We start from the raw sequence: 12,344 nt of genomic DNA, 5'->3' as shown, positions 1-12,344 counted from the left end.
GGAGCTACACATCGCGCCATGTTCACCGTGCAAACCAGTTTTCTTGCAGCGTGGGCGGCCTCATAACGAAGGTTGCCTGAACTTTTATGGACATGCGCGGCGCATACCGCCGCAACTGACTGCGGCCTTGAGTTGATCTCATCCCGGCAAGGCGCACGCGCATCTCCGATCCCGCACCGCCGCCCGCGTTCCTTTCCACGCGATTCACCAAGCACGGACGGCGCATTGATTGTGGCAAATCGCGCCCTCATCTTTTCATGAATCTCATGCACCTCCCGCTGCGTCTGCATGCGGGACGAATCGTGTTTTTGCGGCTGGAGCAGCTTCCTGCCGCACAGCACATGCGCGCCGCATGCCCTTGCGGTTCCACCGACAGCGGCTGGCGCGTCAAATCCGAACCGTGCGAGCAATTGCACACCTTCGTCCATCTCAATGCAGCATGGCAGCGCCTCGCTTGCGCCTCGCACTCGCCGCGCATGCTGGCAGACGTGATCATCGCTCTCAACGCGCTCCCTGCAGATGCGACGCGCCCAACGCACCCGTTGCCAGAGCGATGGTGCGGCCGCGACGTGCGTCCGTGGCTTGGCGATCCCGAAACGCGCAAAAAACTCACACTCCTTCTGGCGCCTCATCGACGTGCCGCCATGCGACTGCTCTCACAGGAATTCCCTCACGCTTGTGAATCCGCGGACGTGCCATTTGCGTCCGCCAGCACTACATTTCTGTGGCTTCCCTGGTTGAGAACGCGAAGCCTGCCATGGCATGCGACGCTGGAAGCAGCCACGGCAAACCTGAACCGCGGCTTCGAACCGGACCGCGAGGCTCTCATCGCCACATTGTTACACGACGGCGATCACGAGTGGCTGCTGTTGCTCTCACGACAGCCTCACGCATTCCAGCTTCCACTTCTGCGGACGCTGGTGGAGACGCGGCAGCATCTGCGATCAGCGCATGCGGACATGCATCGTTTGCTCGAGACACTGCGCCACATCACACGCCCTGCGGATTATACTCGAACAGCAAGGACCTGTCTCCTCAGCCTCGCCAACGGCTGCACGCCGCGCTTCCTCGCGCATGCGCTTCGTTACCACAAGCAGTGGAAGCTGGAGTTTCAAACGCAAGCACGCCCGGTTCATGAACCGCGGCGGCGTCAGCTTCGTTTCGTTTTGCAATGCGCTGCCCGCAAGGGGCTGCGCCGCCCGGAACAGATCTGGAAGCAGGCCACAGGACTGAAGGAATGGTCCTCGGCCATCCAGCGCCTGTTTGCCCATCCTCGTGAAAAGATCGTCGTCGAAGGCATCCTCGACGCATTGCGCCATCTTGAGCGCAAGCGCGGCAAGGTGGCGCGCAAGTGGACGAACTGGCTCGACCGCTGGGATGACACGTTGCGAGAGATCGAGTCCACACCGCGCGCAAAGCGCAAACTCACCATGGACTTCATCGACGCCTGGCGCGTGTACCCCGAGCACATTGCCATGACTGGGCACTCGGTCAGCCAGTTGCTGCGCTGGCTGGCGCGCGCACGCGAGTTCGAAAAACATCCTGGCGATGACATTCCACCAATGATCGAAGCCATCTGGGCTCGCATTGAAGAAGAGGAGGATGAAGCGCTGCTGCGCGTGCCGGAGAAGGCATGGCGTCAGATGCAGCCCGCTCTGGTCGGCTGGTCCTCGCGAAACAACGCCGTCAACGGAATCTACCAGATGAAGAACCTCCCCGTCGGCTGCATCACCGGCATGCTGCTGGCTTCACCACTCGAGTGGGCGCGCACCATGCGTCGCGTCGGCGAGCTCGACTGGCGTGAGCGCGAGGTCCTCTGTGTCGCCTTCCGCGAGCATCCGCTGACGACTTGTGACATCGCCACCACGCCCTTATCACACCTCATCGTGCTGGTGGACACCATCCAGTCCTCGCATCCTCGCTTTCCAGGCGTGCCTGACAAGCTGCGCTCTGCCGCAAAACTTCCAGAGCATGTGAAAGCACATTACATGGAAGAACTGGCGCGCAACATCCACCGGCTGCGCCTTGCCGTGCTTGATGATCTCGCCGAATGGGCGCTGCGCCGCCGCTTCCCCATGCTCGATGAAGAAGGCGTCGTCACCCATACATTGCGCGTCGCCGCCGCGGCGGGTGAGGAGAACCGCCGCCCGTTCCGCCGGCTTCTGCGTGCATGCGCTGAGCGGCGGGCCACACGCGAGTGGTCACTCTCGCATCCGGCGAACCAGCAGTGGCTCCTGCGTCTGCCACAACCGAGCGCGGAGGCGTGGACCCAAGGCTTCTTCATCGAGCGCGATGTGCCGGACATCGGTCCCGTGCACCTCGGCCCGGAGGACGATCTGCAGGCCATCCTTCGCATGGGCACGGACTTCGGCACCTGTCTCAGTGCAGGCAGCTTCAACAGCTTCTCCACCGTGGCCAACGCGCTTGATGCAAACAAGCGCGTGCTCTACGCCCGCGACGCACAAGGTCGTGTCTGGGCGCGACAGCTCGTCGCCATCGCCGAGAGCGGCCATCTTGTCTGCTTCCCCATCTATGCGCGGCGACACCACGCCACCATGCGCCATCTCTTCGCCGCCTACGACCACACGCTGGCCCACACCCTTCGCATGCCGCTGTGGCGCTCCTATGAACAAACCGCCACCATAGTGAAGCTCGTCTGCAAAGAATGGTACGATGACGGCATCTGGCAGCCATAGGTGTCGCCAGTCATCACTGATTATGAGCCCAGGTCATGGACAGCTCGATGCCACGCAAAGCGTTGTTTGAATTTATGCAAACACGCCGCATCCTGTCGGACGAAATCCCAGCCATCTGCCGCCTTGGACCTCAAGCTCATCAACCGCGAAATCCTGCTCTCCTTCTGGAAGGTGCATGTTCTGCATCACGCCGCCGAAGGTGAGGTCATCGGCCAGTGGATGCTGAAGGAACTGAAACACCACGGCTACGATGTCAGCCCCGGCACGCTTTATCCCTTGCTCAAGCGCATGGAGACCAACGGCTGGCTCACCTCCACCGCCGACGAATCGCGTGGGCCCAAGGCTCCGCGTTCTTACAAGATCACCAAGGAAGGTCGCGCTGTGTTGAAGATCGTTCAGAAACAGCTCAAGGAGCTCGGCGTCGAAGTAGGGAAGGCCTGATCGTATCCGAATTGGCAGGGTAAAAGGCAGCATTTTTCGAGGAAAGAACTTGTCCGGAGACCGTTTACGGTGCCCGTAATCGCCTCCCGATTTCCGGCCGTTCCCTCCTCTGTCACTCTCCCGCATGTCCCTCGCCCGATTCGCCCTTCGCCACCCCTGGTCTGTTCTGGTTGCTGTCGTGGCGGTGTGTCTGGGTGCGTGGCTGGGATTGCAGCGGATGACGCGGGACATCTTCCCGCCGCTGGGCATCCCGACGATCTACGTGGCGCAGCCGTTTGGCGGCATGGACCCGCTGCAGATGGAGGGCTACCTGACCTACCGCTACGAGTACCACTTCCTCTACATCTCGAACATCGAGCACGTGGAGTCGAAGTCGATCCAGGGTGCGTCGATCATGAAGCTGCAGTTTCATCCCGGCACGGACATGAGCCAGGCGATGTCGGAGACGGTGGCGCAGGTGAACCGCTCCCGCGCCTTCATGCCGCCGGGCACGGTGGCGCCCTTCATCATGCGCTTTGACGCGGGCAGCGTGGCGGTTGGGCATCTCGTCTTCTCGACCGATGATCCGAACATCACGCTGAATCAGATGCAGGACCAGGCGCTGAACAAGGTGCGTCCGGCCTTTGCCACGCTGCCGGGCGTGTCCGCCCCTCCGCCCTTCGGCGGCAGCTCGCGTGCGATCGTGGTGAATGTGAACCCGGACCGCATGCGCAGCTACGGCCTCTCGCCGGACGAGATCGTCGGCGCCATCGCGCGGGGCAATCCGATCAGCCCTTCCGGCAACATGAACCTCGACGGCAAGTACCCCATCGTGCCGACCAACGCGATCGTGACGAACATCAAGGACCTCGAGGCCATCCCGCTGCGCCGCACCGACAAGGGCGCCGTCTTCATCCGCGATGTGGCCGCCGTCTCCGACTCCGCCGACGTGACCACTTCCTTCGCGCTGGCCAACGGCAACCGCACCGTCTATCTGCCCGTCACGAAACGCGCCGAGGCCTCGACCCTGGAAGTCGTGAAGAAGGTGCGCGCGGCGATCCCGGAATTTCAGAAGCTGCTGCCCGACGGCATCAAGGTGAGCTTTGAGTTCGACCAGACGCCGGTCGTGAACCGCACGATCCGCGACCTGCTCAAGGAAGGCGGACTGGGGGCGATGCTGACCGGCTTGATGGTGCTGCTGTTCCTGCGCGACCTGCGCACGGCCTTCATCGTCGTGATCAACATTCCCCTCGCGCTGCTGGCCTCGGCGTTCGGTCTGTGGATCACCGGCGAGAACATCCATCTCATGACGCTCGGCGGCATGGCGCTCGCCGTCGGCATCCTCGTCGATGAAGCGACGGTCACCGTGGAAAACATCCACACGCATCTCACGCGCGGCAAACCGCTGGCCCGCGCCGCGCTCGACGGCACGCTCGAAACCACGCTGCCGCGCCTGCTGGCGATGCTGTGCATTCTGGCCGTCTTCATTCCCGCCTTCTTCATGGTCGGCGCGGCGAAGGCGCTCTTCGTGCCGCTCGCGCTGGCGGTGGGCTTTGCGATGTTCGCCTCCTTCCTGCTTTCCAGCACGCTGGTGCCGGTGCTGTCGGTCTGGCTGCTGCCGAAGAAGCAACAAGGGCATGAAGAGAAGCCCGGCATCTTTGCCCGCATGTATGGCGGCCTCGTCCAGGCGGCGGTGACGATGCGCTTCCTCCTCGTGCCGGCCTATCTCGGCGGCGCGGCCTTGATCATTGTCACCTTCGGCCCGTTCCTCGGCGCGGAAATCTTCCCCGCCACCGACTCGGGTCAGTTCGCGCTGCGCTTCCGGGCACCGAGCGGCACGCAGGTGGCACGCACGGAGGCGATCGCGCAGCGCATTCTGAAAACCATCGCCGACGAGGCAGGCGGCAAGGACAACATCGCCATCAGCATCGGCATGGTGGGCGTGCACAACTCCAGCTTCCCCGTGAATCTCGTCCATCTCTGGAACGGCGGTCCGGAAGAAGGCTGGCTGGCGGTGCAGCTCAAACCGGAGGCCGGCGTCGAGATTCCCGCGTTCCAGGAAAAGCTGCGCGAGGTGCTCTCGCATGACATGCCCGAGGTGCGCCTGTCCTTTGAGCCCAACGACATCGTGAGCCGCGTGATGAGCTTTGGTTCGCCAACGCCGTTGGAAATCGTCGTCAGCGGACCGAGCCTGCCCGACAGCAAAGCGCATGCGGAGAAGCTGCTCGCAAAGCTCGGTGAGCTGGAGTTCCTGCGCGATGCGCAGATCGCCCAGACGCTCGATGCGCCCGCGGTGAACGTGCAGGTGGACCGCGAACGCGCCGGCTTGCTCGGCGTGGATGTCGAGGATGTGACGCGCAGCCTCGTGGCCGCGACGACTTCGAGCAAATTCACCACACCGGTCTATTGGGCCGATCCGAAGACGGGCATCAGCTTCAACATCGCAGTGCAGATTCCGGAAGAACGCACACAGACGCTCGAAGATCTGGGCAACATCCCTGTCACCAGCAAGGACGGCGGCACGGTGCTCATGCGCAATCTCGCGAAGATCGAACAGGGCACGACCATCGGCACCTACGAGCGCTACAACCTCGTGCGCGTCGTCAGCATCACCGCGAACATTCACGACATCGACTTCGGCGGCGCCATCGCCAAGGTGCGCAAGGCCATCGAAGAGCTGGGTCCCGCCCCTGACGGCAAAACGAAGGTCGATGTGCGCGGACAGGTCGTGCCGTTCAACCAGCTCTACGAAGGCTTCAGCAGCGGCCTCGCCATCGCCATCGTCGTGATCTTCCTGCTGCTGTGCGCGAACTTCCAGTCGCTGCGCCTCGCCCTCGTCGTCATTTCCACGATGCCCGCCGTCATCGCCGGTGTGGTGCTCGCTTTGTTCTTCACCGGCACGACGATCAACATCCAGTCTGCGATGGGAGCGATCATGGCCGTCGGCGTGGCCGTGGCGAACGCGATCCTGCTTGTCACTTTCGCGGATCGTGCCCGTCTCGAAAAACAGGGAGATCGTCGCGCTGCTGCGATCGAGGGCGCGACCAGCCGTCTGCGCCCGATCTTGATGACCAGCTTTGCCATGATCGCCGGCATGATGCCGCTCGCGCTCGGCGCGGGTCAGACCGCGCCGCTTGGCCGGGCCGTCGTGGGCGGACTGGCGCTCGCCACCGTGGCCACGCTGTTCTTCCTGCCCGCCGTCTTTGCCCTGCTTGCCAGCAAGAAAGCCACTTCCGCCTCGCTCGATCCTGACGACGAGCAAAGCGCGATGTTTGAACCCGCCCGTTGATTTCCCATGACGAAGCTCCTGCTCCCTCTCCTCCTTCTCGGCACCGCCGCCCACGCGCTCGAACTTCCGGCCACCAAGCCGGCGAAGGGCACGATCCATCGCTGGATCAGCCTGCCCGCCAGCTTCGCGCCATGGCAGCAGGTCGATTTGAAAGCACGCGTCGCCGGTTACATCGAAAAGATCGCTGTCGACAAAGGCGATGTCGTCACCGCGCAGCAAAAACTCATCGAAATCTCCGTGCCGGAACTCGAAGCGGATCTCATCGGCCATCGTGCACAAATCGCCGCGGCGGAGATCGAGGTGAAGCGCCTGCACGAAGCCCGCTCCAAGTCGCCCGACCTCGTGCTGCCGCAATCCGTCGATGATGCCGAGGCCAAACTCGCCATCGCACGGGCCGGCATGGAACGCACGAACGCGCTCATCGACCTCGCCCATGTCAAAGCCCCCTTTTCTGGAACCATCACCGACCGTCGCGTCGATCCCGGCGCGTATGCCGCCGCCGGAGGCGACACACTGCTTCAGCTCACCGACACCAGCACACTGCGCCTGCAGGTGCCGGTCATCGAAATCGAAACTTCGCGACTCAAAGTTGGCCAGCAGGTCGAAGCGAAGGTCGATGCACTCGGCGGCACCGTCGTCAAAGGCAGCATCTCGCGCATCACGGGCGCCCTCGATCCATCCACACGCACCATGCTCATCGAGGCCGACTTCAAGAATGAAGAAGGCCAGCTTCGTCCCGGCATGTTCGCCACCGCCCGCGTCGCTGTCGAGCAGCATGACAACACCACCATCATTCCCGTCGGCGCGCTCGTCATGGAGAAGACCAACGCCTTCGTCTTCAAGCACGTCGATGGCAAAGCCATGAAGACCGCCGTGAAACCCGGCTTCAATGACGGTGTGAACGTCGAAGTGCCGGAGTTGAAAGCCGGGGACGTGATTCTGGTGCCGGGAGGCGTGACGCTGGCCGACAAGCAGGACGTCACGGTGAAATGACGAATGAGACAATCCGAATACCGAACTCCAACCCTTCACGCCATGTCCTTTGTCATTCGACCTTCGTCATTCTTTCGTCACCTCGCGACGTCAGTGATTCTCGGCGCTTCGTGTCTCCACGCCGCCCCATCCTTCGTCGATCTGCGCACCGTGATGAAGCTCGCGGGGGCGAACAACGACGAGATTCAGATCGCACGAGCGAAACATGACGAGGCGGTGGCCGAGTCCAAGCAGGCGTGGCAGCGGTTCTGGCCCACGATGAGTCTGGGCGCCGGTTATCGCGGACACGACGGACGCTTGCAGGACATCGTCGGCAATGTGTTCAACGCGAACAAGCAGCAGTACAATGTGGGCACCGGGCTGATGATCGACTGGTCTCCTGGCGATCTCTATTATGCGGCGCTCGCCGCCAAACAACGTGCGCTGGCGGCCGAGAAGATGGCTGAGAAGGCGCGCATCGACATCGTGACGCAAGCCGTCGAGCGTTACTACGACCTGCTCTCTGCCGAAGCCACGCTTGCGATCATCGAGGACGATCTTCGCATCACCGAGGACTACGCCAAACAGCTCGAGGGCGCGGTCACCGCAGGCACCGCATTTCGCGCCGATTTGCTGCGCGTCAAAACACAGATCAGCCGTGCGAAACTGGCCATTCGCCAGGGGCAGGAGGCGCGCGACCTCTCCGCCGCTGGGCTGGCCGAGATTCTTCGCCTCACACCCGAGGCCGAATTGCGCCCGGCCAAGTCGGATCTCGTGCCCGTGCGCATCATGAGCGGCAAAGGCGTGGCCACCATGATCTCGCTGGCGCATCAGCACCGGCCGGAGATGCAGGCGGCCTCGGCGATTCACCAGTCCATGAGTGCTGAAAAGGATCGCGCCCGTGTGGCACCGATGATCCCCAGCGTGCAGGCCGGTTACACTGTGGGCGGATTCGGCGGTGGTCCCGGCGTGGGCGGCCAGCAATGGGGCAACTTCGGACGCCAGCAGGACTTCTACGTCGGCCTCGGCTGGAAGATCGGACCCGGTGGCCTGTTTGACCGTCAGCGCCAGAACCTCGCCGATGCTCGTGAAGAAAGTGCGTCCCTTCAAACCGATCAGGTCAAAGCTGCGATCGGTCGCGAAGTCGTCGATGCCGCCACGCGTGCGCAGTCGGCGAACGATCAGATCAAGATCAACGACGAAGCCGTCGATGCTGCCGAAGAAATGACCAAGCTCGCCAAAGAACGCCAGGCCAGCCAGGTCGGCGTGGTGCTTGAATACCTCCTCGCACGTGAAGAACTCACGCGGGCCAGGCAGAGCCGCGTGCAGGCCGTGACGGATTTCAACAAGGCGCAGCACGCGTTGAAGCGTGCCGTGGGAAAGTAAACTGTCTGTGACGCTCGTTCCGGTTGCGATGGCGATGCGCCACCTGCACAATCGCCCGCATGAATCTGACGCCTGACCACATCCTGCAAACCGGCCTCGCCTTCTGGAGTTCCAAGACGCTGCTTAGCGCTGTGGAAATGGAGTTGTTCACCGAACTGGCAAAGCACCCAGGTGATCTGGCGACGCTGCAGGGCCGAATGGGGCTGCATCCACGCGGAGCGCGCGATTTTCTCGATGCACTGGTGGCCATGAAGTTTCTGCAGCGCGGAGACGACGGCATCTACCGCAACACACCTGAGACGGATCTGTTTCTCGACAAGGCAAAGCCGTCTTACATGGGTGGCATCTTGGAGATGGCGAACCATCGCCTATACCCGTTCTGGGGCAGCCTGACGACGGCGGTGCGCACGGGTGAAGCGCAGAATGAGTCGAAAGGCGGACACGATCCTTTTACCGCGCTTTACGCAGATCCGGCAAAGCTTCGCGAGTTCCTGCACGCGATGTCAGGTGTCAGCCGCGGGGCGAACATGGCGATCGCTCAGAAGTTTCCATGGTCGAATTATCAGAGCTGCGCGGACATCGGCACGGCCCAAGGGGATCTGGTCACGCAGATTGCACTGACTCAGCCTCATCTGCGGGGCATCGGTTTTGATCTGCCTGAGGTGGGCCCCATTTTCGAGGATTACATCACAGCAAACGGCCTGAGCGAGCGAGTGAGCTTTTCAGGCGGCAGTTTCTTCACCGACGACCTGCCGCAGGCAGACGTGCTGCTGTTTGGTCACATCCTGCACGACTGGGATCTGGACACAAAGCGAATGCTGCTGCGCAAAGCCCATGCAGCATTGCCTCCAGGAGGAGCAGTGGTGGTCTATGACTCAATCATCGACGACGCGCGAAAGGAGAACGCATTCGGCCTGCTGATGAGCCTGAACATGCTCATCGAAACCCCAGGCGGCTTTGACTACACCGGAACGGACTGCATCACATGGATGCAGGAAACCGGGTTCAAAGACTGCCGGGTGGAGCACCTTGTGGGTCCGGACTCGATGGTGGTCGGGATCAAGCAATGATCAATACACCGGCCCCTTTACCGCCCAGCGCTTGAGCACGAAGCCGGGACCTTTTTCACGCCACTTCGCAACGTGAGGCGTGGTGTAGTGCAGATCAAATGCCGCCTGATCAACGTAGCTTTCGCTCAGTGCGAAGAGATTGGATTGCGTGTTGTCGCGGCTCACCTCGAAACGCAGACAACCGGGCTCAAGACGGGAAGCTGCGGCGTTTTCGAGAATGACTGCGAGGAATTCGTCGATCTTCGGTGGATCGACCTCAAGAATGACAATGACATTGACCATGAGCACAAGAGAGAGGCTATTTTTGCTTAACATGCAACCCGTGTTCCGCGTATCATTCTGGAACCTCCCCGACCGCCATGAGATTCCAACTTGTACTCCCCACACTGTTTGCGCTCAGTCTCCACGCCCAAGAGGCCAAGCCGGCGGCCGGACCTGCGAAACCGGCTCCGGCACTTCAGGTCAACGCGACACCTAAACCAACTGTCACACCACCTGCCGCGACTCCACCTGCAAAAGTCGAAGCAAAACCTGCTGCGGTTTCTGCACCCGCCGCCAAGCCCGCGAACACCAGTACAAAACCCGCAACGCCCCCCCCTGCTGCCAAACCGGCCACAACGCCCCCGCCCCCAACAACAGCCAAGAAGCCTGTGCCCCCTACGCCGCCGACAAAACCCGCCGCACCTGCTTCTCCACCAGTTACGAAGCCAGCACCACCAAAGCCTGTCGCTATTTTTCCTGACAAAGCGCTCGAGGCCGCCGTGCGGAAGCAGGTTTTTGCCAAGCGTGACAATCAGGAGGTGATCACCGCTGAAGATGTGGCGACAGTCTCCATCATTGAGGGCAAGAAGGCGGGCATCAAGGATCTGACAGGCCTAGAAAAATGTGTGGCACTCGCATCACTGACATTGCCGGAAAACAAGATCACGAACCTCGCCCCGATCAAAGGACTTGAGCGCCTGCAGTTCCTCGATGTCTCGAACAATCAGATCAGCGACATCACTCCGCTGGCGGCCTGTAAGGCGCTGCAATACGTCGAGCTCACGGGCAACAAGGTGACGGATGTTTCAGCGCTTGGCGTGATTCAGTCTCTCACATCGCTTTACCTCGCCAACAACCAGATCAAGGACGCGTCGGCATTGTTCAAACTGCCCAAGGTGTGGACGCTTTATCTCGAAGGCAACCAAGTCACGAATATCGCCGGCATCGGCGGCATGAAATGGCTGTCCATGCTGTCGCTCAAAGGCAACGGTGTGGCAGACATTACGCCACTGGAGCCGCTTACCGAGCTGCAGTTTTTGTTTTTGGAGAACAACAAGATCACTGACCTCGCGCCGCTGCACCGCATGTGGAAGAAGGACAATGTTGGCGCCCGCGAATGGGCGCCTTACTGCCAGATTTTTATCGAGGGAAACCCCATAGACGAGTCGTCCAAGAGCCTCGTCGATGAAATGAAGAAGGCCGGCGCGCGCATCACCCCATGATTGTGAAGCCGGCTGAGCAAATTGCTTGCCGGTGACCGCACGTATAGCATAGCATGAGTGCATGAAATTGCGCCTTGCCCTGCTCGCCCTCAGCGTGTGGTGCCCCACATCCGCGGATGCGGCCAATCCACCGCGAGAATGGACCTCCAGCGACGGGAAGTCGAAGTTTCAAGGTGACCTCATCGAATTCTCCGACAAGGAGGTCAAGATTCGCCGCCGGAGTGACTTCAACCAGTTTCGACTGCCTCTGGACCGTCTTTCGCCAGAGGATCAACAATACATCCACAGTCTGCTTCGCGAGAAGCGGCGTGATGCGGGGCTGAAAGAGGGCGCTTATGCGCAGAAGGTCACTGGAAAATTTGTCAAAGGGGTCTCGAAACAGGGATTGAATTTCCAACTGTGGGGCAACCCCAAACTGGACGGCACAAAGCGCTATCCCATCGTCATCTGGCTGCATGGATCAGGCCAGAGTGGCAGCGACAATGAATCTCAACTCGGTGGCGCGCCGAAAATCTGGACCTCCGAGGACAATCAGGCACAAAGGCCGTGCTTTCTGCTGGCACCGCAGTGCCCGTCCGCCGACATCGGCTGGAAGAACCAAGTGGCGGACAATCTTCTCGCGCTCATCGCTGACCTCGCGGATCATCTGCCGATCGACGAAACGCGAATTTACCTGACCGGATCATCGATGGGAGGTTTCGGTACCTTCAGCATCGCGGCAAAGTTTCCCCAGGTGTTTGCCGCATGCGTCCCCTTGTGTGGTGGCGGCGACACCAAGAACTCTGATATTTTGAAAAAGATCCCGTTTTGGGTCTTTCATGGCGATAAGGATGACATGGTGCCAGTGGAGCGCTCACGCGCCATTGTTGAGGCGGTAAAACAGGCAGGCGGCGAACTGATGAAGTACACCGAACTCGAAGGAGCGGGCCACGGCATCACAGGCATTGTCTACCCGCGCACAGATCTTCACGAGTGGCTGTTTGGACAGAGGAAGGAATCCGCAGCTACGAACTGAGGAATACCGACA

General features: G+C 61.2%; 9 protein-coding genes. 8 read left to right on the top strand and 1 reads right to left on the bottom strand.

Annotated elements, in window-relative coordinates:
- Window positions 1-257 precede the first annotated feature (257 nt).
- The 6 genes from KDL09_RS05060 (at window position 258) to KDL09_RS05035 (ending at window position 9,833) form a co-directional block, all read left to right on the top strand.
- Window positions 258-2,696, top strand: coding sequence for a hypothetical protein (locus KDL09_RS05060; protein WP_294382202.1), 2,439 nt, complete (start codon window positions 258-260; stop codon window positions 2,694-2,696).
- A 123-nt stretch (window positions 2,697-2,819) separates the two neighbouring features.
- Complete coding sequence (locus KDL09_RS05055; RefSeq protein WP_294382200.1) at window positions 2,820-3,137, top strand: PadR family transcriptional regulator; 318 nt, start codon at window positions 2,820-2,822, stop codon at window positions 3,135-3,137.
- Window positions 3,138-3,261: 124 nt separating this feature from the next.
- Window positions 3,262-6,405 carry an efflux RND transporter permease subunit gene (locus tag KDL09_RS05050; RefSeq protein WP_294382197.1) on the top strand — a complete coding sequence of 1,048 codons (3,144 nt, stop codon included), beginning with the start codon at window positions 3,262-3,264 and terminating at the stop codon, window positions 6,403-6,405.
- Between the two features lie 6 nt (window positions 6,406-6,411).
- Window positions 6,412-7,398 (top strand): efflux RND transporter periplasmic adaptor subunit, encoded by a 987-nt coding sequence (locus tag KDL09_RS05045; RefSeq protein WP_294382195.1) that lies wholly within the window; start codon window positions 6,412-6,414, stop codon window positions 7,396-7,398.
- A 42-nt stretch (window positions 7,399-7,440) separates the two neighbouring features.
- Window positions 7,441-8,763 (top strand): TolC family protein, encoded by a 1,323-nt coding sequence (locus KDL09_RS05040; protein WP_294382192.1) that lies wholly within the window; start codon window positions 7,441-7,443, stop codon window positions 8,761-8,763.
- Window positions 8,764-8,822: 59 nt separating this feature from the next.
- On the top strand, window positions 8,823-9,833 hold the full coding sequence (locus tag KDL09_RS05035; protein ID WP_294382189.1) for a methyltransferase: 1,011 nt from the start codon (window positions 8,823-8,825) through the stop codon (window positions 9,831-9,833).
- On the opposite strand, the gene KDL09_RS05030 is transcribed toward KDL09_RS05035, so the two are convergent.
- Window positions 9,834-10,115, bottom strand: coding sequence for a putative quinol monooxygenase (locus KDL09_RS05030; RefSeq protein ID WP_294382186.1), 282 nt, complete (start codon window positions 10,113-10,115; stop codon window positions 9,834-9,836).
- 77 nt (window positions 10,116-10,192) lie between these two features.
- On the opposite strand from KDL09_RS05030, the gene KDL09_RS05025 reads away from it, so the two are divergent.
- Entirely contained in the window at window positions 10,193-11,317 is a 1,125-nt protein-coding gene (locus KDL09_RS05025) for a leucine-rich repeat domain-containing protein (RefSeq protein WP_294382183.1), read from the top strand.
- Window positions 11,318-11,378: 61 nt separating this feature from the next.
- Entirely contained in the window at window positions 11,379-12,332 is a 954-nt protein-coding gene (locus KDL09_RS05020) for a prolyl oligopeptidase family serine peptidase (RefSeq protein WP_294382180.1), read from the top strand.
- Window positions 12,333-12,344: the final 12 nt, after the last annotated feature.

Origin of the sequence: Prosthecobacter sp., from assembly GCF_020439865.1 — a bacterium.
Lineage (GTDB): Bacteria > Verrucomicrobiota > Verrucomicrobiia > Verrucomicrobiales > Verrucomicrobiaceae > Prosthecobacter.
This window is presented reverse-complemented; position numbering and strand designations above follow the sequence as displayed.